Annotated in this window: 20 protein-coding genes; 11 read left to right on the top strand and 9 right to left on the bottom strand. The window is 73.0% G+C overall.

The window, feature by feature from the left end; translation table 11 throughout:
* Positions 1-69: 69 nt before the first annotated feature.
* The 4 genes from D7294_RS19770 to D7294_RS19755 are packed head-to-tail and all read right to left on the bottom strand — an operon-like array spanning position 70 to position 4,290.
* Entirely contained in the window at positions 70-1,395 is a 1,326-nt protein-coding gene (locus tag D7294_RS19770) for an ABC transporter substrate-binding protein (protein WP_120681582.1), read from the bottom strand.
* On the bottom strand, positions 1,395-2,267 hold the full coding sequence (locus tag D7294_RS19765; RefSeq protein ID WP_241562503.1) for a carbohydrate ABC transporter permease: 873 nt from the start codon (positions 2,265-2,267) through the stop codon (positions 1,395-1,397). The genes D7294_RS19770 and D7294_RS19765 overlap by 1 nt, the downstream gene beginning before the upstream one ends.
* Positions 2,268-2,272: 5 nt before the next feature.
* Positions 2,273-3,232, bottom strand: coding sequence for a carbohydrate ABC transporter permease (locus D7294_RS19760; RefSeq protein WP_120681580.1), 960 nt, complete (start codon positions 3,230-3,232; stop codon positions 2,273-2,275).
* Complete coding sequence (locus tag D7294_RS19755) at positions 3,229-4,290, bottom strand: LacI family DNA-binding transcriptional regulator (protein ID WP_241562495.1); 1,062 nt, start codon at positions 4,288-4,290, stop codon at positions 3,229-3,231. Before D7294_RS19755 ends, D7294_RS19760 begins: the two co-directional genes overlap by 4 nt.
* 301 nt (positions 4,291-4,591) lie before the next feature.
* Here D7294_RS19755 and D7294_RS19750 point away from each other — a divergent pair, with 301 nt between their 5' ends.
* The 5 genes from D7294_RS19750 to D7294_RS19735 all read left to right on the top strand — a co-directional run bounded on the left by D7294_RS19750 (position 4,592) and on the right by D7294_RS19735 (position 9,041).
* Positions 4,592-5,029: a hypothetical protein gene (locus D7294_RS19750; protein ID WP_120681578.1), complete on the top strand. Its 438-nt coding sequence runs from the start codon at positions 4,592-4,594 to the stop codon at positions 5,027-5,029.
* 10 nt (positions 5,030-5,039) lie between these two features.
* A complete protein-coding gene (locus D7294_RS32010) occupies positions 5,040-5,192 on the top strand; it encodes a hypothetical protein (protein ID WP_158674659.1) in 153 nt (50 codons plus the stop codon).
* 110 nt (positions 5,193-5,302) lie between these two features.
* Positions 5,303-5,962 (top strand): hypothetical protein, encoded by a 660-nt coding sequence (locus D7294_RS19745; RefSeq protein WP_147450872.1) that lies wholly within the window; start codon positions 5,303-5,305, stop codon positions 5,960-5,962.
* Between the two features lie 306 nt (positions 5,963-6,268).
* Positions 6,269-6,790: a hypothetical protein gene (locus D7294_RS19740; protein WP_147450871.1), complete on the top strand. Its 522-nt coding sequence runs from the start codon at positions 6,269-6,271 to the stop codon at positions 6,788-6,790.
* 484 nt (positions 6,791-7,274) lie between these two features.
* Positions 7,275-9,041 carry an ABC transporter ATP-binding protein gene (locus D7294_RS19735; protein ID WP_120681572.1) on the top strand — a complete coding sequence of 589 codons (1,767 nt, stop codon included), beginning with the start codon at positions 7,275-7,277 and terminating at the stop codon, positions 9,039-9,041.
* Positions 9,042-9,260: 219 nt separating this feature from the next.
* Here the strand turns inward: D7294_RS19735 and D7294_RS19730 are convergent, their stop codons facing one another.
* A complete protein-coding gene (locus D7294_RS19730; protein ID WP_158674658.1) occupies positions 9,261-11,084 on the bottom strand; it encodes a glycosyl hydrolase in 1,824 nt (607 codons plus the stop codon).
* Positions 11,085-11,465: 381 nt separating this feature from the next.
* Here D7294_RS19730 and cutA point away from each other — a divergent pair, with 381 nt between their 5' ends.
* A complete protein-coding gene (cutA, locus tag D7294_RS19725) occupies positions 11,466-11,789 on the top strand; it encodes a divalent-cation tolerance protein CutA (protein WP_241562494.1) in 324 nt (107 codons plus the stop codon).
* A gap of 70 nt (positions 11,790-11,859) precedes the next feature.
* Complete coding sequence (locus D7294_RS19720) at positions 11,860-12,243, top strand: VOC family protein (protein WP_120681646.1); 384 nt, start codon at positions 11,860-11,862, stop codon at positions 12,241-12,243.
* Between the two features lie 259 nt (positions 12,244-12,502).
* On the opposite strand, the gene D7294_RS19715 is transcribed toward D7294_RS19720, so the two are convergent.
* Positions 12,503-13,066 (bottom strand): RBBP9/YdeN family alpha/beta hydrolase, encoded by a 564-nt coding sequence (locus D7294_RS19715; protein ID WP_120681568.1) that lies wholly within the window; start codon positions 13,064-13,066, stop codon positions 12,503-12,505.
* Between the two features lie 163 nt (positions 13,067-13,229).
* Between D7294_RS19715 and D7294_RS19710 the strand changes: the two genes are divergently transcribed.
* Positions 13,230-13,736 (top strand): Lrp/AsnC family transcriptional regulator, encoded by a 507-nt coding sequence (locus D7294_RS19710; RefSeq protein ID WP_120681566.1) that lies wholly within the window; start codon positions 13,230-13,232, stop codon positions 13,734-13,736.
* A 39-nt stretch (positions 13,737-13,775) separates the two neighbouring features.
* Here the strand turns inward: D7294_RS19710 and D7294_RS19705 are convergent, their stop codons facing one another.
* A complete protein-coding gene (locus D7294_RS19705; protein ID WP_206619530.1) occupies positions 13,776-14,162 on the bottom strand; it encodes an Imm32 family immunity protein in 387 nt (128 codons plus the stop codon).
* A gap of 158 nt (positions 14,163-14,320) precedes the next feature.
* Between D7294_RS19705 and D7294_RS19700 the strand changes: the two genes are divergently transcribed.
* Entirely contained in the window at positions 14,321-15,196 is an 876-nt protein-coding gene (locus D7294_RS19700; protein WP_120681562.1) for a PhzF family phenazine biosynthesis isomerase, read from the top strand.
* A gap of 160 nt (positions 15,197-15,356) precedes the next feature.
* Here D7294_RS19700 and D7294_RS19695 read toward each other — a convergent pair whose 3' ends face one another.
* Positions 15,357-15,707, bottom strand: coding sequence for a VOC family protein (locus D7294_RS19695; protein WP_120681560.1), 351 nt, complete (start codon positions 15,705-15,707; stop codon positions 15,357-15,359).
* Positions 15,708-15,920: 213 nt separating this feature from the next.
* Here D7294_RS19695 and D7294_RS19690 point away from each other — a divergent pair, with 213 nt between their 5' ends.
* Positions 15,921-17,144, top strand: a complete 1,224-nt coding sequence (locus D7294_RS19690) for a helix-turn-helix domain-containing protein (protein WP_120681559.1) — start codon at positions 15,921-15,923, stop codon at positions 17,142-17,144.
* A gap of 356 nt (positions 17,145-17,500) precedes the next feature.
* The gene (locus D7294_RS19685; protein WP_120681556.1) at positions 17,501-18,139 is read left to right on the top strand and encodes a hypothetical protein; all 639 of its coding nucleotides are present in this window, start codon (positions 17,501-17,503) and stop codon (positions 18,137-18,139) included.
* Positions 18,140-18,239: 100 nt separating this feature from the next.
* Here D7294_RS19685 and D7294_RS19680 read toward each other — a convergent pair whose 3' ends face one another.
* On the bottom strand, positions 18,240-19,727 hold the full coding sequence (locus tag D7294_RS19680) for an FAD-binding oxidoreductase (RefSeq protein WP_120681554.1): 1,488 nt from the start codon (positions 19,725-19,727) through the stop codon (positions 18,240-18,242).
* Positions 19,728-19,864 lie beyond the last annotated feature (137 nt).

The raw sequence follows: 19,864 nt of genomic DNA, 5'->3' as shown, positions 1-19,864 counted from the left end.
GCTGCTCTTTCCGTGCCCATCTGTGAGCTGGTGGGGGTTTCCTGGGGCCGCCGCGGGACGGGGCCCGCCTCAGCGCTGGTATCTGTCGAGGATCCGGTTTCCGTCCCCGGCGAGCCGGTCGCGCAACTCGTCGACGCCGAACTCCCCTGCGTAGTACTCCTGGAAGGCGGGCGTGGCGACCTTGTCCTTCCACTCCGGGTAGCCGCGCACCCCGAGGACGGGGGAGGGGCGCAGCTGGGCGGCTATCTCCACCCCGGTGCGCCAGCCGTACTCGCCGGTGTTCAGCGCGGGGTCCGCCAGGGCCGTGGTGCTGGTGGGCAGCATCCAGTCGCCGCGCGCCAGGTCCACGACGTGGTCGGCGCGGGTGAGGAAGGCGATGAAGTCGACGGCGGCCTGCTTGTGGTCGCTGTCCTCGGCCACCGAGAGGGTCTGCGGGGCGACGCCCTGCGCCAGCCCGTACTCCCCGCCCCCGGTCGGCATCGGCAGCACGCTCCACTCGAAGCCGTCGGGGGCCTGCTGCTGCACCTGCTGCCGGTAGGAGAAGTTCAGCGGCAGCAGCGCGTAGCGGCCGGCGAAGAAGCCGGGCAGGGTGTCGGAGCCCGACATGCCCAGGCTGCTGTCCGGCGCCGTGTGGTCCACGTTCACCTGCCGGTTGATGAGCTCCGCGACGCTCGCGTCGGCCGCCCCGTAGCGGATGACGTCCTCGTCGCCCTCCCGGTAGAAGAGCCGCCCGCCGGTGGAGAGCGAGAGGTTGACCGACTGGGTGACCGGCTCCTTCATGGACCAGGCGACGCCGTAGGTGTCCCGCTCCCCGTCCCCGTCCGTGTCCCGGGTCAGGGTGCGGCTCACCTCCTCGAACTCCTCCCAGGTCCAGGGGTGTTCCGTGGTGGGGATGCGCACGCCCGACTCCTGGAGCAGCCGGGTGTTGGCGATGAGCACGCGCGGCTCGACGAGGAAGGGCACGCCGTAGATGCCGCCGTCGTAGGTCGTGGTGTCCCAGGACTCCTGCGGGATGTCGGAGCGCAGCCCGCCGGGCAGGTAGCCGGTGAGGTCGGCGAGGTAGCCGCCATTGGCGAAGTCGGTCAGGTCGGAGGCGTCGTCGTGGATGATGTCGGGCGCCTCGCCGCCCATGAACGAGGTCAGCAGCTGGTCGTGCACGTCGTCCCAGGAGCCCTGCACGTAGCGGACCTGCACGTCGGGGTGGGTCTCGTTCCACTCCTCGACCAGCGCCTTGTTCGCCTCGACGGACTCCTGCTGCCAGGCCAGGCTCAGGTAGTCCAGGTGGACGACGCCGTCGTCGCTGCCGGAGCCGCAGCCGGCCAGCGGGCCCAGGCACAGCAGGGCGGCGGCCAGGGCCAGGGCCCGGCGCGGCCCGCGGGGGAATCCGGCGCGCATCAGCCCTTCACCGCCCCGGCGAGCATGCCGCCCACGAGCCGCCGCTGGAGCAGCGCGAAGAACAGCAGGGTGGGCAGGGTGGCGCACACGGCCGCCGCGGCCAGGGGGCCCAGGTCCACGGCGCCCTCGGCGCCGGTGAAGTGGGTGAGGATCACGGACATCGTCTGCTTCTCCGGGGTCTTGAGCAGGACCAGGGCGAAAAAGAACTCGTTCCAGGCGGTGACGAAGGAGAACATCAGCGTCGCCACCAGGCCGGGCGTCAGCAGCGGCAGCACGACGCCGGTCAGGACGCGCAGCCGGCCGGCGCCGTCCACCGCGGCGGCCTCCTCGAGCGACCTGGGCACCGCCTTGACGTAGCCCTGGAGCATCCACAGCGAGAAGGGCAGGTTCCACACCACGTAGACGACGATCAGCCCGGTCAGCGAGTTGATCAGGTGGAGGTTCTTCAGCACCAGGAACAGCGGGATGACGATCAGCACGAAGGGGAACATCTGGCTGATCAGAATCCACACCGTCCCCGCCTGGCTGACCCGGGTGCGGTAGCGCACCATCACGTAGGCGGCCGGCACGGCTATCGCCACCGCGATCACCGAGGCGCAGCCGGCGACCAGCAGGCTGTTGAGGGCCGCGCGCAGCAGCGGCTGGGTGTCGAACGCCTTGCGGTAGTTGTCCAGGCTCGGATGCCGCGGCAGCCAGGTCGGGTCGATCGAGCCGAGCTCCTGCGGCGACTTGAAGGACACCGAGACCAGCCACAGCAGCGGGAAGCCGAGGAAGATCAGGTAGGCGGCGAGGGCCAGGTACTGGCCGGTGCGGCCGGCCGCGCGGGCGGCACGCCGCCGCGAGGGGGTCACGGCCCTGGGGGCGGGCTTCACGGCACTCACTGGGCATCCTCCCTCAGGGTCCTGCGCAGGAACAGGGCGAGCAGCACCGCGACGACCGCGACCATCACCAGGCCCATCGCCGCCGCGTAGCCGAACTGCCCGTACTTGAACGCCTCCTCGTAGGCGAAGAGGCTCGGCAGCCGGGTCTTGCCGCCGGGGCCGCCCTGGGTGAGGACGTACACCAGGCCGAAGGAATTGAAGTTCCATATGAAGTTCAGGGCGGTGATGGCCATGACCACCGGCCGCAGCGCGGGCCAGGTCACGGTGGCGAACCGCCGCCACACCCCGGCCCCGTCGATCTGCGCGGCCTCCCGCAGCTCGTGCGGCACGTTCTGCAGCCCGGCCAGGAGCACCACCGTCGTCTGCGGCATCCCCGCCCAGACGCCGACCACGATCACCGCGGGCAGCGCCAGGGACAGGTCGGTCAGCCAGTCCACGTGGTGGTCGATCAGGTGCAGCTGGGTGAGAGTCTTGTTGAGGATGCCGGCGTCCTGGTGGTACACGAGGCGCCACATGACGCCCACGACCACCTCGGGCATCGCCCAGGGAATGATCGCCAGCGTCCTCGCCAGCCACCGGAAGCGCAGATTCTGGTTCAGCAGCAGCGCCAGGCCCATGGACAGCAGGAACTGCAGGGCCGTGACGAAGAACGCCCACACCAGGCCGATCCGGAAGGACTCCCAGAACAGCGAGTCGAGCCGCAGGTCGCTCAGGTTGGCCAGGCCCACGAACTCGGTGGGCGAGGTGCGGCCCGCCTGCGAGTCGGTGAACGCCAGCGACATCCCGTAGAGCAGCGGCCCGACGCTCAGCACCAGGATCGGGATGAGGGCGGGCAGCAGCAGGAACCAGGCGCCCTGGTCGAGGCCGAGCGCGCGCTTGCGCTGGCGCGTGGTCCTCGGGGGCGGAACGCCACGGCTGCCCGGGGCTTCCTCGGCCCGGGGGGCGGTCAGACTCATGCGTACCTCGCGGTCTTCTGGTCGGTCGCCGGTGCGGTCGAGCCGCGCACGACGAGGCGGGGAGGGACGGTGGTGGTGGCCGGCGAGACGACGGCGCCGCCGTCCCCCGGGCGTCTCAGACGGTCGAGCAACAGCTCGGCGGCGCGCCGCCCGCGCTCGGAGGAGCCGAGGTCGACGCTGGTCAGCGGCGGCCAGCCGGCCCGGGCCAGGGCGCTGTCGTCCATCCCCGCGACCGCGAGGTCCTCGGGTATGCGCAGGCCCCTGGCGAGCACCGCGTGGGCGGCGCCGAGCGCGAGCTGGTCGTTGGCGCAGAAGAAGGCGTCGGGCGGCTCGGCCGGCCCGGCCAGCAGCCGCTCGGCCGCCGCGGCGCCCGACTCGATGCCGAAGTCGGTGTGCACGACCAGGCCCGGCTCCTGCGGGAGCCCGCAGTGCGCGAGCGCCTTGCGGTAGCCCGCGTCGCGGCTGCTGCCGGGGACGGTGTCGGAGGGGCCGTTGATGAAGGCGATCCTGCGCCGGCCCGTCGCGTACAGGTGCCGCACGGCCATCGCCGCCCCCGCGACCGAGTCGGCGCGGACGCTGTCCACCGGCACTCCCGGGGGCAGCGAGCCGATCACCACCACGGGGCCCGCCGCGGCGCCCAGCGCCTCGATGTGCTCGGGCGTGATGCGGATCGGGCACAGGATCAGGCCGTCGCTGGTCCGGTCGCCCAGGCTGCGCAGCACGGCGAGCTCGTCCTCGGCCACCGCGTCCGTCGAGTGCAGCAGCAGCCGGTAGCCGGCCGCCTTGGCGACGGACTGGATGGCCCTGACCATCGCGACGTACACCGGGTTGCCGATGTCGGGCATGGCGAAGGTCAGCTGCCTCGTCCTGCCCCCCTTCAGCGAGCGGGCCACGGCGTTGGGCACGTAGCCCAGCTCGGCGGCGGCCCGCCTGACCCGCTCCGTGGTGTCCCGGCGCGCCCCCTGGCCGTTGAGCACCCGGGAGACGGACGCGATGGAGACGCCCGCGCGCCGCGCTATCGACACGATGGTCGGTTGCCCACCGTTCGGCATCCCCATTGCCCTCTTCTGTCCTTGATATCCGTGTCTTGTAAACGTTTCCAGCAGCTGGAATCGTTTACAGATGTTCCGGCAATGTTTCGTGATTCGTCAAGGGGCTGCCGCTGCGGCCCCGCCCACGGGGCATTCGGGCGCTCCGCCGTCACCCCACGCCCCGCCCCTCGCGCCCCCCGCACGCCCCTCCCACCCGCCCGCCCAGGCGGCAGGCTCCCCAGAAGTCCTGACGGACCGTCCGGTTACGATGAGGCACGCGCGCTCACGGAGGGCGCCCGCGTCGCAAGGGGGGAAGGGACAAAGGGACATGGCGACGTTCGACGAGGAATGGGCCCAGATCCAGGCGCGGGCCCGCGAACAGGCGGCGCGCACCCGGCTCGACAGCGCCCCCGCGCCGGGCGACGGGGCCGACCTGGAGATCCACGAGGAGGAGCTGGGCCGCATCGAGCGCGAGGCCGGCTCGCTGGCCGGCCTCCTCGACCAGCACGGCCGCGCCGCCGAGACCCAGACCCGCGTCGCCGGCGTGCTGCTGCGCACCCCGGGCTTCGACACGGGCAGCGCCCTGGTGGAGCTCACCGACCGCTGGCGCTCCCAGACCGAGTCCCTGCGCGACGCCTGCCGCCGCATCGCCGCCCACCGGCGCGACACCACCAGGGCGCACGCCGCCGGCGAGCAGGAGACGGCCGCCGCCCTGCGCCAAGCCGCACCGCCCGTCGCACACAACCCGCACATCACGGCGCTGTGAGGGAGGCCGGATGAGCCGGGCGCTGCGTTTCACCGACGTCTACGAGGCACAGCTCGGCCACCTCGACCTGGCCGCCGAGGACTGGGACACCCAGGTCCGCAGGCTCAGGGAGCAAGCGCCGACGACTTGTTCAACACGGGAGACCTCCAAATCACGAGTCTGATGGATGCCTACCTGGAAGGCGCGGATGCCAGAGTGGGCGATGAGGTGGTTGACCGGGCAGAAAGCACGTTGGAGGGGGCGTACGTCCCTGGGGGGACTGGAATTCGCTGCATGGATACCGCGATGCGCAATGGTGCGCGCTTCTTGCGCCTCAAGACGATGGCATCGGCCGCACTGGCGGCTCTGCTTCTTGGCGCCTGTTCGTCGGACGACGGCGACGAGGGGGACGAGTCTTCGGGCGCTGAATTTCCGCTGGCCGCCTCCGAGGTGTGCGATGGTGTCCTGTCCGGCGCTGCTGCGGGCGACCTTGACGCGCTGGCCGAGAGGGACCGGTTCGGAGAAATGGACGGAGAGGGCAACGCGAGCGTTGACCTTGCGCAGTACCTGGTGAGGTTGAGGAGCACGAACTCGCGCGAGCAGGAGTACTGCACGATCGGCATGGACACCGCTTCCCCATTCATGAGGCTCGCATTCGGATGGGACGAGCGGGACGGAGACTTTGACGACGCCGCCCAGGACGTCCTTGTCTACTCGTCGGGTTCCTACGCCTATGCGCTGGACAGGGGCGCTCTCATCTACTTTCCCTGCGACATCCCCGACAGGACCGCGCCGGGGCTGCTCCGGGCCCGGCTCGGGATGCCGTATGGCCTCGAAGACCCCGACAAGGCGATGTCCGTGCTCAACTCCGCGTCGCGGGCCATCGCGGACGGGCTCGGTTGCCTGGAGGGGGCGGGCCTGCCGGAGGGGCGGCCGGGGCGGGCGCCGGAGTGAGGGCCGGGCCACGGCCGACGAAGTTTTCCACACGAGCACGAAGCTCATCGGCGAGATGACGGCCACCCATGCCCGGTTGCTGGGTCCTCAAGGGCCCGTGAGAGGGCGTCAGTCGATGGGAAACGGCCTTGGAGAGGGCTTATGCGCGGGGAAGGAAATGGAATGCAATGCGTGGTTTGCGGGCGTACGCCTGGAAGACGCGCTTCCGCGGGCTTGCAGATGTTTTGCCTGTGTTTTTCCCTTCTGGTTGCCGGCACGGCATGCTCGTCGGACGATCCCGAGGTCGGCGCCACGCCTTCACCCTCCATGTCCGACCTGGCTTTCGATGCAGCGAGCGTCTGTTCCGGCAGCATCACCGGCCCGGCCAGCCGCGACTTGGAGGCCATGGCGGGTGTGGACCGTTTTGGAGAGGGTGGCGACAGCGCGGTCGACCTCGCGGAGTACGTCGAGAGACTGCGAGAGTCGGATTCCCCCGAAGAGCGATTCTGCGAAATCACGACGGGTGCCTACGAAGAGTTCGCCCGAATCGTCTTCGGCTGGGTCGCGGACGATGCGCACATCATCGACGATTCGCCCGGCGTGCTCACGTACTCGGCCGGGGAGTACGCGTACGCCCTGACGAGTGGCGCGTTCGTGTACTTCCCGTGCGAGGTCGCGGGAGCGGAGCAGGGGAGACTCGTGCGCGCCGGGCTGATTGCGCCGGCCGAGCTGGACCCCGACAAGGCGATGTCCGTGCTCAACTCCGCGTCGCGGGCCATCGCGGACGGGCTCGGTTGCCTGGAGGGGGCGGGCCTGCCGGAGGGGCGGCCGGGGCGGGCCGCAGAGTAGAGCCCCGGGGCGGGAGCGGTGATCGCGATCGGTGGGGCGGGTCTTGCCGCGGCTCCGCTCGCGCCGGGCGCCGCGGCAGTCGCCGTTCCGCTTGCCCTCGCCGGTGGAGGCGTCCTCGTTACGGAAAGCGGACCGGCGGCCCCGGACCGGCGGCCCCGGACCGGCGCCCCCCGAGTGAGGCCGGCGGCCCCGGACCCGGCCACCGGGGGAATTCCCGCGGCGTTCCGGGCGCGGCCCCGTTCGCGCCCCGTTCGCCCCCCGTTCCGGGATGGCGGCGGGCGCGAGGTGGGTAAGGTCCCCGCGGCGCCCGCCCGTTGCGGGCCGTGAGCGACGAGGCTTCCGGCCGCGCGGCCGGGCGCGCGCGGGCCCGCGGGGTGGTTCCTGGCGGACCGGCGCCCGCGGCCGTCGCCCGGGCGGGGAGCCCGTGCGGGCCGCGCATATAGTAAGCGCTTGCCGAGCTCGCCTCGCGGAAAGGAAACGAGCCATGGCACGGTCGGAGGGACCGCTGGACCACCAGTACCGAGGGGAACACCCCCTGCGGACCCTCGCCTACCTCTTCCGCGGAGACCGCCGGCGGATTTCCGCCGCCCTGCTGGTCTTCGCGGTCAAGCACAGCCCGATCTGGCTCCTCCCGCTGGTGACCGCGTCCGTCGTCGACACGGTCGTGCAGCACCTGGAGATCACCCGGCTGTGGAGCAGCGTCGGCGTCGTCCTGTTCATCCTCGTCATCAACTACCCCCTGCACCTCCTCTACGTCCGGCTCCTGTACGGGAGCGTGCGGCGGGTGGCGACGGGCATACGGTCCGCCCTGTGCACCCGCATGCAGCAGCTGTCCATCGGCTACCACTCCCGGGTCAGCGCGGGCATCCTGCAGGCCAAGGTCGTCCGCGACGTCGAGGCCATCGAGCAGATGGTGCAGCAGAGTTCGGACATCGGCCTCGGCGCGGTCACGGTCCTGTGCGGCGGCCTGGCCATCATCGCGGTCCGCACCCCGCAGTTCCTGCCGGTCTTCCTCGTGGTCGTCCCCGCGGCGGCCGTGCTGGTGATGCGGCTGCGCACGCAGTTGCGCACCCACAACGAGCACTTCAGGCAGGACGTCGAGCACATGTCCTCGCGCGTCTTCGAGATGACCCGCCTGATCTCGGTCACCCGGGCCCACGCCCTGGAGGGCAAGGCCCTCAACCGGATGAACGACTCCCTGCGGCAGGTGCTGAACTCCGGCCTCCGCCTCGACCTGATGAACGGCCGATTCGCGTCGCTGGCCTGGGTGTTTCTGAACATCCTCGGCGTGACCTTCCTCACGGCCGCCGCGCTGATCGCCTACTACGGCGTCTGGGCGATCACGCCGGGAGACGTGGTGATGCTCAGCGCCTTCCTCACCACCCTCACCAACTCGACCACCACCCTGCTCGGCCTCGCCCCGGTGATCACCAAGGGCCTGGAGTCCGTGCGCTCCATCGGCGAGGTGCTGCAGACGCCCGAGGTGGAGGACAACGCGGGCAAGGCCGAGGTGGCCGAGGTGCGCGGCGCCGTGGAGTTCCGCGGCGTCAGCTTCCGCTACGAAGGAGCCGCCGAACCCGCCGTGCGCGAGATCGACCTGTCCGTCGCCCCCGGCGAGACGATCGCCCTGGTCGGCGCCTCAGGCGCGGGCAAGTCCACCGTGCTGAACCTCGTCATCGGCTTCATCCGCCCCACCGGCGGCCGACTCCTCCTCGACGGCCGGGACATGGCAGAGCTCGACCTGCGCTCCTTCCGCAGGCACCTGTCCGTGGTACCGCAGGAGTCCATCCTCTTCGAGGGCACGATCAGGGAGAACGTCGCCTACGGCATGGACGAGGCCGACACCGAGCGGGTGCGGGCCGCCCTGCGCGACGCCAACGCGCTGGAGTTCGTGGAGCGGCTGCCCGACGGGCTCGACTCCCTGGTCGGCGAGCACGGCGCCCGGCTCTCCGGCGGGCAGAAGCAGCGCCTGGCCATCGCGCGCGCCCTGATCCGCGACCCCAAGGTGCTGATCCTGGACGAGGCGACCTCGGCCCTCGACACCCGTTCCGAGGCGCTCGTGCAGCAGGCCCTGGCCCGGCTGGTGCGCGGGCGCACCACCTTCGTGGTCGCACACCGGCTGTCCACCGTCCGCAACGCCGACCGCATCGTCGTCATGGACGGCGGCGCCATCCGCGAGGTCGGCTCCCACGCCGAACTCCTGGCCCGCGGCGGCCTCTACACCGCGCTCCAGCACGGCCAGGCCGCCTGAGCCGCCCCGCGCGCCCCCGGATCACCCCCAACCGCCCCGCGCACACCGGCCACCGGCGTGCGCGGGCGGGCGGGGAGGCGCGGCCGGCCGCCGCCGGCGCGCGGGGAGACCTCCGCTCCCCGGAGGCGGAACGGCGCTGCCGCCGGGGTGCAATCCTGCCGGTGACCGCCCCCGGCGCGCGGCGGGCCGGGGTGGCGCCGCGCACCCGGGGGCGGGGTCTCAGGAGCCGGTGCAGCTGGGGGCCAGGGTGACCTCCTCGGGCCAGTGGGTGTTGCCGAGGAAGCCGAAGGTCGTCTCCTCGCCCGGCTGGAGGGTCGCGCTGCCCGGCGTGGCGCGCGCCCGGAGCGTGCCCGCGGTGGTGTCCACCGTGGCGTTCCACACGGTGCCCACCGTCTGGCCCGAGGGCAGGTGCCAGCCGACCTGCCAGCCGCTCAGCGGGGTGTCGCCCGTGTTCCTGACGGTGATCTCGGCGACGTGGCCCGTGCCCCAGTTCGCCGTGACCCGGTGGGTGGCCACGCAGCCGCCGGCGTGCTTGAAGTCGCCGAGCTCGTCCAGGGTGATCACCCGCGGGTGCCGGTAGACGTCGAGCAGGTGCTCGCGGCTGTTGGTGACCCCGTCCGAGATGAAGTCGCCCGACCAGGTCACGAACCAGCTCCAGTCCGCCTGGTACGCCTCAAGCAGGTCCGGGTCGGGGATCGCGCCCACCTCGGTCAGCGCCACCGGCTTGGTGTCCCCGGCCAGGGTGACCAGGTTCTCGTAGGTGGAGCTGACCGGGCCGTAGTCGCCCGCGGGCGGGTAGGAGTCGGCGCTGACGACGTCCACCACGTCGTCGCCCGGGTACCACTCCGGGTCCACCGAGTTCCACACCCAGATCAGGTTGTGCAGGCCGTTGTGGTGGACCATCCGGTCGTACATCAGCCGGTAGAGCTCCCTGGCCGGCCCCGGCCCCTTGGCGCCCCACCAGAACCAGCCGCCCTCCGCCTCGTGCAGGGGCCGCCACAGGACGGGCACGCCCGCGTCCTGCAGGCGCCCCAGCTGCTCGGAGATGGCGTCGATGTCCCGCAGCAGCAGCGCGTACTCCTGCGAGGAGGGGTCGGCCAGCGCCGCCGCCAGGTCGAAGGTCGTGGCGTCCGTGTAGAAGCCGCGCCACCACTCCTTGCCCGGCTCGTCGATCAGGCCGGTGGGCGCGTTCCAGTGCCAGACGAACGTCGTGATCCCGCCGCGCGCGTCCCAGGCCAGGGCGTTCTCCACCTCCTGGGAGGTGGTTCCGCGCTCCACGCGGCTGGGCGAGTAGTCCATCATGTCCAGGCCCGCGACGGCCGGGGTGCGGCCGATGTTCTCCTCGACCCAGGCGAGGGAGGCCATGTCCTGCTGGCCGCTGAGGATGGCGTTGCCGTAGGTGCCGGACAGGTAGCTCAGCAGGGACCTGGCCTCGGGCGTCGCATCCGGGTCCACGGGCACCCCGGTCAGCCGGTGGGGCGGCCGGGGCGGAACGGGCGTGAGGGCGATGGCGTCGATCTCGTACCAGCCCCAGTCGTTGACCACCGTGAGGGTGTTCTCGCCCTCCCGGAGGAGGACCTTGCCCGCCGGGACGGAGGTGAACGCGTCCGTGGCCGGGAGGTTGACCTCGCCGTGGCCGCTGCCGTTGAGCCGGAGCAGCGCGTACTTCTCGCCGTAGGGGGCGCGGTAGGTGAGCGTCAGGTCGTACAGGCCGCCTGGGCTGTCGGGGATGGTGATCGTCACCTGGTCCTCGGCGGCGTCGAAGCCCTCCACGTACCCGGTGCCGGAGTAGCCGGCGGCGGAGCTGCCGACGGTCACGCCCTGCAACGCGCCGTCCTCCGCCTCGTACACCTCCGTCTCGGCCGCCGCCCCCGCGGACGCGGACCTGGCGGACTCGGGCTCCGCGGCGGCCGGTTGGGCCGCGGCGCCCTCGGCGGCCGGCGTGCCGGGCGCCGCCGCGGTGGCCGGGGGACCGGCCAGCAGGGCGAGCGCCCCGGCCGCCAGAGCGGCCAGGACCCCGCGCAGGGCTGTTCGCTGTGCCATTGCCTCGCCTCCGTAGCGTTCGACGACGGGTCCCCGCGCGCGATGCCGCACCACCGGACGCGACTCCGCACGCCCCCGGCTGATGCCGCACCACCCCTGGCGCGCCCCACGCCCCCGGGCGCGCGCCGGCGCTCACGGCGCGCGCCGCCGACGGCGGGTGCGGCCGGGCGGGGAACGATCCCGGGGATGGGAGCGCTCCCACCCCTGCCGTATTCGATCCCGGCAGGTGAGGACATGTCAATAAGCGCGGGCGGCGCCCGTGTCGGCATGCCCTGCGGTGCCCGCTGTGCCGGGGGTCACCTGTCCACATGGTGGCTATGCGATCTCCGGCCTCGCGAGCGGGGTACCTTCCCGGCAGGTGCATACGAAGGAGAGACGTTCGTGGCTGACTACCTGATCGTTTTCACTACGACCGGCAGCGCGGAGAAGGCCAAGGAGCTGGCCGTCAGTGCGGTGGAGGCCAAGGTGGCGGCCTGCGCGCAGGTCGAGGGCCCCATCACGAGCGTCTACCGCTGGGAGGGCGCCCTCCAGAACGACCAGGAATGGCGCGTCCAGTTCAAGACGACGGCCGACCGGTTCGCGGAACTGGAGGCGCGGGTCAGGAGCGTGCACGACTACGATACGCCGGAGATCATCGCCACTCCGGTCACGCACGGCACCCCGGCCTTCCTGTCCTGGATGCGGGAGGAGACCGCCGCGAGCTGAGCGCGGGGGAGCCGCGAGGGGCGAGCGGAATTCGGTGGCGTCCGGCGCGGGCATCGGGCAGGCTCCGCGCATGGTCTCGGTGGTGCAGAACGTGGCGATCGACTGTGCGGATGCCTATGAGCTGGCCCGGTTCTGGAGCAAGGTGACCGGCCGCCCGCTTCATCCGGAGGACAAACCGGGCGATCCGGAGGCGCAGGTGATGCTGACGGAGGGACCGGTGCTGTTCTTCAATCAGGTGCCGGAGCCCAAGACGATCAAGAACCGGCTGCACCTCTGTCTGCGCCCGGAGACCACGCGCGAGCAGGAGGTGGAACGGCTGCTCGGCCTCGGCGCCACCTTCGTCGCCGACCACCGCAACCCGGACGGCACCGGCTGGGCGGTCCTCGCCGACCCGGAGGGCAACGAGTTCTGCGTGCTGCGCAGCGCATCCGAGCGGGCCGCCACGCCGTCCTGAACGCTTCCGCGGCAGGCGGCAGGCGGCAGACAGACAGCCGGCCCGGCGGCCGGTTCGGGGCTCGGGGCGCCTTCGGCGGACGGCGGCGCGGCCTCCTCGTGGCACCGCGCGGCGTCCTCGCGTGGCGCCGCGTGGCGTCCCGTGGCACTGCGCGGCTCCCCGGCAGGCGAAGGACCGCGGGGCGGCGCGGGATGGCGGGCCGCACCACCCGGGCCGCGCCACCGGGGCCGTACCACCCGGGCCGCGCCGCGGGCCCGCGTCACGGGGTGGCCGCTGGGCGCGCGCCGAGGGAGTCGAGGAGTTCCCTGCCCTGCCGCCACCGGCCCAGGCCGCTGGCGGAGTTGAGGTGCCCGCAGGCGCCTGCCTGGTGCACGCGCGCCCCCCACCGGGCGGCGAGGGCGGCGGCTGCCTCCGCGGTGCAGTACGGGTCGTCGGCGCTGTGCACCACCAGGGCCGGGCACGGCAGCGGTCGCGCCGGCACCTCGGTGAACGTGGCGGCCGCCCGGCGTGGGAACGCCGGCCCCTGCGGGTCGGGCGGCGCGACCAGGAAGGCGCCGCGGACCGGGCGCGCCGGGTTCCGGTTCAGCCAGGTGGCCGCGGCCCAGCAGCCCAGGCTGTGGGCCACCAGCACCACCTCGCCGTCCCGCAGGGAAGCGTCCTCGTAGGCCCGGTGGACGGCGCCGACCCAGTCCTCCAGATCGGGTGCGGACCAGGAGGCGGGGGAGATCCGCACCGCCGCGCTGCCCCACTGCCGCTCCCACCGGGTCTGCCAGTGCCGCTCGTCCGAGCCGTCGATGCCCGGGATGACGACGTACGCGGTCACCGTCCACCGCCCTTTCGCTCGCCGCCCCTACGATCACGGGGGCGCCCGAGGCAGATTCTGCGGGAGGCGCCGGGCGGCCGGCGGCGGCGCAAGCGGTCTCCAGGCAACTCGGGCACAGCGCAAGGGATCGCGAACTCGCACAAGGGAAAGGGCGCGGACGACGATGGAATCACTCGACCGGATAGACCGCGCCATCCTCGCCCTGCTCCAGAGCGAAGGCCGGCTGAGCGGCGCGGAGGTGGGGCGCCGGGTCGGGCTCTCGCAGCCCGCGGCCAGCGCGCGCATCCAGCGGCTGGAGAAGAGCGGCGTCATCACCGGCTACCGGGCCGTGGTCGATCCGGCGGCCCTCGGCCTGAACCTGCACGCGGTCATCCGGCTGCGCACCACGCACGCCCGGCTCTCCCACGCCCTGGACTTCGCCTCCCGGACGCCCGAGATCGCCTCCACCCTCAGGGTCACCGGGGAGGACTGCCTCATCTTCGAGGTCCACTGCCCCCAGGCCGGACGACTGGAGGAAGTCGTCGACGCCCTCGCCAGGTACGGCCCCGTCACCACCTCCCTCGTGCTCCGCGCCTACCCGGACAAGCCGCTGACCGAGGCCGCGGAGGCAACGCCGTCCCGCACCGGCCGGCGGCCCCTGCGCGAAGGCACCGGCGCCTCGCAGGCGTGAGGCGGCGGGGGAACGGCCGTGGGAGGGCCCGTCCGGCGCTCACCGGGCGGGCATGCCCCCGTGCGGGCTGTTCACCACCAGCGGCACGGACCCCTCGGCGAGGTAGGGGTGGCCGGGGAAGTGGTCGAGGTGCAGGTGGCCGCCGTCCCCCGCGGCGGCCATGGCGCGCAGGTTGTCCGCGAGTACCGCCCTGGCGGCCTCGTCACCGCTGATCACGAGGATGCCCCGGGAGGCGTCGAGGCGGATGCGGACCCCGGGGCCCGCCCCCTTCGTGACCTCCACGCCCGCCAGATGCTCACCGCCCGGTCCGGCCGTGGAGCGGAGCAGCCCCTCGCCCCCGGCCACCGCGCCCGCGAGGCGGTTCAGCTCCGCTGCCGACGCGGAGAGATCCACCTCGCCGTATACGCGGTCACGGACAATCCTCACGGTGGCGCTCCTTCCCGGCCGGACTTCCATGGTCCCGCGGGAACCCGTCCATCCACCGCCCGGGTCCCGGAGTTGCCGGGCGGAACGCCCTCCTGGGGGCGCGCCCGCCTCCTCCCGCGTGCGGGAATGGCCCACGGGGCCGCCCGCGTTGCACGACCATGCCGACCGACGCGCCGCGGCCCGAGGTGCTGCGCTACACCGCCTTCTCGAACGACCCCGACGGGGGGAACCCCGCCGGCGTCGTCCTGGACGCCTCCGCCCTGGACGACGGCGACATGCAGGCCATCGCCGCCGACCTCGGCTACTCGGAGACCGCGTTCCTGACCGCGCCCCCCGAGGGCCTCGGCGGCCCGGAGGGACGGGCGTTCGGCCTCCGGTACTTCAGCCCCAAGGCCGAGGTCCCGTTCTGCGGTCACGCCACCGTCGCCACCGCCGTCGCGCTGGCCGAGCGGATGGGCACCGGGGAGCTGGTGTTCGCGACGCCCGCGGGCACGGTGCCGGTGGAGACCACCGAGGAGGGCGGGACGGTCAGGGCCACGCTCACCAGCGTGGAGCCGTACGTCGAGGCGATCGCCGAGGCCGACGTCGCCGAGGCCCTTGCCGCGCTCGGCTGGCCGGCCGCCGATCTCGACCCGGCCTTCCCGCCCCGCATCGCGTTCGCCGGCGCCCGCCACCTCGTCCTCGCGGCGGCGACCCGCGCTCGCCTGGCGGACCTCGCCTACGACGTCCCGCGCCTCGAAGCCCTGATGCACCGCCTGGACCTGACCACCGTGCAGCTGGTCTGGCGGGAGTCGGCCACCGTCTTCCACGTCCGCGACCCCTTCCCGGTCGGCGGCGTCGTCGAGGACCCGGCGACCGGGGCCGCGGCCGCCGCGTTCGGGGCGTACGCCCGCGAGCTCGGCCTGGTCCCCGGGGAGGCCGTCCTCACCCTGCACCAGGGCGAGGACCTGGGCCGCCCCGGCGAGCTGACGGTGACCCTGCGCGCGGGCGACCCGCGCGTCCGCGTCAGCGGCGCGGGGGCGCGCATCGGCTGAAGCGGCGGCGGTGCACGCCCGGCGCGCGAGCATGTCCCCGCGGGGCGGGGCGGGGCGCGCTGCGCGGGGCGCGGTGCGGGGTGCGGGGTTGCGGGGCGCTGTCGTTCGCGGCGCCCTCGTCCGCCGCTTCGCCGGGCGGAGGGACAGGGACGTGGGGCAGTCAGCGCTGCCAGAGGCCGACGCGATTGCCGTCGGGATCACGGAACACGGCCATCTTCCCGAGGCCGGGAATCTCCCAGGGCGGCACCGCGCAACTGCCCCCAAGCGCTTCGGCGCGTCCGAGTGCCGCGTCGACGTCGGCCACCGGGAAATACATCACCAGCCCGGCGGGGTGCGGACCGTCCTCCGTCGCCTGGCCAATGCCCCCGGCAACGCCTTCGGGCGTCTGGGTCAGGCCGTAGTCCATCGACGCGTCGACCCTGACCTCCCAGCCGAAGAGCTGCCCGTAGAATTCGCGGGACCTGTTGGCGTCCAACGCCGTGATGTCGAACCACGCGGGCGGCTGATTCATCCTTGCGTTCCTTTTCTGGTGTACGCCTGTCGTTCACTACCGGGACCGCCGACCTGCCTGAAACTCATCGGGGCATTCGGTGTGAGTCGGCTCACGACCTGAGGGATGTGCGGGGCTCCGGAGCGCCGCGGGATGTAGCCGCCGTAGCCGTGGTCCGCCCTCCTCGTTGGGCGTAGCGTCATGTCAGGACCTTCCGGCGGGGGTGCAGGAACCATGCCCAAGGGCAAGAGGACCATCGGCGAGCGCATCGCCCTGTTGCGCGAGTTCCGCGACGTCACCCAGGAACAACTCGCCGAACGCGCCGGGGTCTCGGTGGACACCATCCGCAAACTGGAGCAGGGACAGCGGCAGACGGCCTACATCAGCACCCTTCGCAAGCTCGCCTCCGCGCTCGACGTCGAACTGGAGCGCCTCCTCGGGCAGCCCACGGTGACGCCCGAACTCCCCGCTGCCGAGGGCGGGCTCGTGGCCCTGCGCGATGCCATTCAGGACGTGGGCGACCTGCCGGGAGTGCCCGTGGACGGCGCGGAGAGCGCGCCGCCTGCCGCGGACGAGTGGGTACGTGCGGCACGCGACGCCACCGGGCTGTACTGGACGGGCCAGTACGCGGCGCTGGCGGCCCGGCTGCCGGCCGTTCTGCGGGAGGGGCGGCTCGTCGCCGAGCACGCCGGGGGGAGAGAGGTGTGGCGCGAGCTGGGCCTCGCCTACCAGGTGGCGGCCTCGCTGGCGACGCAGACCGGCCACACCGCGTGGGCCTTCCAGGCGGTGGAGAGGCAGTTGCGAGCGGCGGAGCGGGCGAGCGATCCGCTCCTGTCGGGCATGGGCGTCTCGACGCTTTCCTGGGTGCTGCTGCGCCAGGGGCGGTGGGAGGAGGCGCAGCGCGTGGCCGAACGCAAGGCGGACATGCTGGAGCCGCGGAGTTACCGGCGCGCGCGCCCGGCGGAACTCGCCGTGTACGGCAACCTCCTGGTCTCGGCGGCGACTCCGGCCGCCCGCAGGGACCGGCACGACGAGGCGTCGGAGCTGCTGAACGCCGCTGCGAGCGCGGCGGTGCGCTCGGGCTCGGTCACGGTGTACGGCACGGCGTTCTCCCCGGTCGACGTGGCCACGCAGCACGTGAACGTGGCCCTGGCCGGGAAGGACGGGATGTCACCCGCGCGGGCGCTGGCCATGGCGGACGAGGTGGATCTCGACGCGATCTCCCGGCCCGTGCACCGCGCTGCCCACCGCCTGGACGTGTCGCAGGCCCAGTACCTCACCGGCGACACGGACGGCGCCTTGGCCACCTTGCTTGAGGTCGAGGCGGACCAGCCGCAGTGGATCAGGTTCCAGACGCTGGCCACCATGGCGGTGCAGGGTCTGCTCGAAGCCGAGCGGCGCCGCAACACCACGCTGCGCGGGCTGGCCGCCCGTCTCGGGATCGACCCGAGCCTGTGAGGGCGTAGGACAGAGCGTCCTAGTCAGGCCATGCGCTCGTCGGCAGTTGATGTCCGCCATCCCTGTAGCGTGATCGCGCGCATCCGTAGCGTGATTCCCGAAGGTGCGGTGCTCGCCGTCTTCCCTGCCGGGGACGTCGGTTGACGCCGCTCGACTGAGGGGAGCGACATGACGACGACACGCAGTACGGCACCCACCTCGACCGTGGGCCGGTACATCTCCCCGCCGTGCGCGGGGCGCCGTTGTGAGGAGTGCACGCAGGGGGAGGCGCGGCCGCCGGAGCCGGAGAACGGGATCGCCTTTGACCCGTGCACGCACCGCTGCCATACGGTGTGGCCCGGGCGGGAGTTCGGCAGGTGAGCGGGGAGGCGGCGGGGCTGGTCTGGGGGCCGAGGCGCCTGCCGGTGCCGTATGTGGCGCGCTGGAGCGGGGAGTCGGTGGTCACGCAGGAGGCGTTGCGCGTTCGGCCCGACGGCCGGGGGCTGGCGTACCGGGACGAGAGCGCCGGGGATCGGGACAGGCGCGGGGTGCTGTGGGCCCGGCTGCTCGAAGAACCCGGCAGCGGGCAGCCGGACTTCCGCACCATGCACCCGGCCCGGCAGCGGCGCGCGATGCTGGAGCGGCTTTGCCAGGTGTGCGGCGGCCAGGCCGACCGCACGGGGCGGGGCTGGCTGTTCGTGCTGCGCCGTCCCACCCCGGCCGGGGACCGCCCGGACTGGCCGGAAGGACTGCTGAGCACGAAGCCGCCGGTGTGCGGGCCCTGCGCCCACCTGGCGGCGGAGCACTGCCCGCACCTGGGCGAGCCGGCGTTCGTGCGCGTGCGCAAGCCGCGGGTGTGGGGGGTGTTCGGTGGCCTCTTCGTGCCGGGGCCGGGCGGGCGGCTCGCCGCGGGCGGGGACGCGGACCTGCCGTACGGGCACCCGGCCGCCCCGTGGTTTCTGGCGAACCAGGTCGTCGTCGAACTCGCCCGTTGCACCCGCCTGCCGGGGCCGTAGCCGTGGCGGCCTCCCGGCCCCGGCCACCACGTGCGGCGGGCGCCGCGGGGGCGCCCGCCGTGCCCGCCGCGTCAGCCGAGGCCGCCGAACCGCGGGGTGTTCAGTCGGGGCGGACGGAGAGGGAGTGGCGGAAGACGTTGCCCGGGTCCCAGCGGCGCTTGGCCCGTTGCAGCCGGGCGTAGTTGTTGCCGAAGTAGAAGGCGTGCCAGGGCACCCCCGAGGTGTTGAACTCCGGGTCGAGGATGTCGGGGTCGGGGGAGTTGATGTAGCAGCCCGCGGTGTCCTTCCCCGGGATCGGGTAGCCGCCGGTGGCGGCGTAGACGCCGCCGTACACGTCGCGCAGCCAGCCCACGTGCGCCTGGTCCTCGCCCGGCTGGGACCAGAAGCTCTCGTAGGTGACGACGTAGGTGCTGTCGCGGTGCGGGAAGGCGACGGCGTCCTCCGGCACCGTGTTGATCTGCGCGCCGGCCGCGTAGAACACCACGCGGGAGGTGTCGTTGGCGTAGTCGTCGCGGGTCAGCTGGCGGAAGGCCGCGGCGCACTGCTCGGGCGTCCACGGGGTCTTGTGGAACGCGGACTTGACGGCGAGGCGCTCGGTGAGGTGCCACATCGTCCGTGGCTCGATGGAGGACAGCAGGCGCTCGGTCTGGTCCCAGCGCATCGGCAGCGAGGGACCCACCTGCATGCCGGTGCCGTTCGCCACGTACGTCGTGAACTCCCGCAGCGCCGACTCCGCGCCCGGCAGGGCGGCCTCGACGAGGCTGAGCATCTGGATCTGCCGCCCCGCCTTGTGCGGGGCGATCATGATGGCGCCGATCGCGCCCTCGGGCGGCTCGGCGGAGGGGTGTTCCCCGCACCAGCCCGCGAAGTTGCGCACCAGGCGGGTGAAGGACTCCTCGGTGAGCCCCTCGTAGGGGAGGGTGGCCGCGTTCACCAGGACCCGCTCCGGGGTCCGCGGCAGCTGGTCGCGGGGATCGTCCCCGGTGGCGCCCCGGGAGCGCAGCCAGAAGCGGGTGACGATCCCGAAGGTCCCGCCGCCGCCCCCGCAGATCGCCCACCACAGGTCGCCGAGGTCGCCCCGGGACTCCCGGGAGGCCACGACCGCGCGCGCCCCGCCCCGGCGGTCCGCGACGACCACCTCCACCGCCGCCACGTGGTCGGCCACCACGCCGTTGCGCCGGTTGAGCAGGCCGTAGCCGCCGCCGGACGCGTGCCCGCCCAGGCCGACGGCGGGACACAGGCCGCCGGGCAGGGTGACGCCCCAGCCGCGGTTCAGCGTCTCGTAGACGTCGGTCAGCTGGGCGCCCGGCTCGGCGAGGAACGCCCGCCGTTCGCCGTCCCAGGACACCCGGTTGAGCAGCGAGAGGTCGACGATGACCTCGGCCTGCGGGTGGTAGACGAGGTCGGCGTAGCAGTGGCCGCCGCTGCGCACCGAGAGCCGCTTGCCCGAGCGGACCGCCTCGGACACCGCGGCCACCGTCTCCTCGGTGGAGCGCACCACGTGGACCGCCTCGGGCGAGGCGCGGTAGCGCTGGTTGAAGCCCACCACGAGCGTGTCGTACTGATCGTCTCCCGGCTCGACCCTCATCGGCCCCCCGCCTTCCGCATGAGCCCTGACCTCATTGCGCCTCCCGTCGGTTGCCGCACCCCGCAGAGCTGTGTCACTCAGCGTACGCACGGAATGACGGTCATATCGTCGCTCCTGGTGAGGAATTGAAGCCGATG

Origin of the sequence: Streptomyces hoynatensis (assembly GCF_003626535.1) — a bacterium.
In the GTDB taxonomy this organism is placed as follows: domain Bacteria; phylum Actinomycetota; class Actinomycetes; order Streptomycetales; family Streptomycetaceae; genus Streptomyces; species Streptomyces hoynatensis.
This window is presented reverse-complemented; position numbering and strand designations above follow the sequence as displayed.

Bases quoted from the DNA above. Each gene is read 5' to 3' on its own strand.
- D7294_RS19770 (WP_120681582.1), bottom strand. From the start codon at position 1,395: ATGCGCGCCGGATTCCCCCGCGGGCCGCGCCGGGCCCTGGCCCTGGCC.
- D7294_RS19760 (WP_120681580.1), bottom strand. From the start codon at position 3,232: ATGAGTCTGACCGCCCCCCGGGCCGAGGAAGCCCCGGGCAGCCGTGGC.
- D7294_RS19755 (WP_241562495.1), bottom strand. From the start codon at position 4,290: ATGGGGATGCCGAACGGTGGGCAACCGACCATCGTGTCGATAGCGCGG.
- D7294_RS19750 (WP_120681578.1), top strand. From the start codon at position 4,592: ATGGCGACGTTCGACGAGGAATGGGCCCAGATCCAGGCGCGGGCCCGC.
- D7294_RS32010 (WP_158674659.1), top strand. From the start codon at position 5,040: ATGAGCCGGGCGCTGCGTTTCACCGACGTCTACGAGGCACAGCTCGGC.
- D7294_RS19745 (WP_147450872.1), top strand. From the start codon at position 5,303: ATGGATACCGCGATGCGCAATGGTGCGCGCTTCTTGCGCCTCAAGACG.
- D7294_RS19740 (WP_147450871.1), top strand. From the start codon at position 6,269: ATGTCCGACCTGGCTTTCGATGCAGCGAGCGTCTGTTCCGGCAGCATC.
- D7294_RS19735 (WP_120681572.1), top strand. From the start codon at position 7,275: ATGGCACGGTCGGAGGGACCGCTGGACCACCAGTACCGAGGGGAACAC.
- D7294_RS19730 (WP_158674658.1), bottom strand. From the start codon at position 11,084: ATGGCACAGCGAACAGCCCTGCGCGGGGTCCTGGCCGCTCTGGCGGCC.
- D7294_RS19720 (WP_120681646.1), top strand. From the start codon at position 11,860: ATGGTCTCGGTGGTGCAGAACGTGGCGATCGACTGTGCGGATGCCTAT.
- D7294_RS19710 (WP_120681566.1), top strand. From the start codon at position 13,230: ATGGAATCACTCGACCGGATAGACCGCGCCATCCTCGCCCTGCTCCAG.
- D7294_RS19700 (WP_120681562.1), top strand. From the start codon at position 14,321: ATGCCGACCGACGCGCCGCGGCCCGAGGTGCTGCGCTACACCGCCTTC.
- D7294_RS19695 (WP_120681560.1), bottom strand. From the start codon at position 15,707: ATGAATCAGCCGCCCGCGTGGTTCGACATCACGGCGTTGGACGCCAAC.
- D7294_RS19690 (WP_120681559.1), top strand. From the start codon at position 15,921: ATGCCCAAGGGCAAGAGGACCATCGGCGAGCGCATCGCCCTGTTGCGC.
- D7294_RS19680 (WP_120681554.1), bottom strand. From the start codon at position 19,727: ATGAGGGTCGAGCCGGGAGACGATCAGTACGACACGCTCGTGGTGGGC.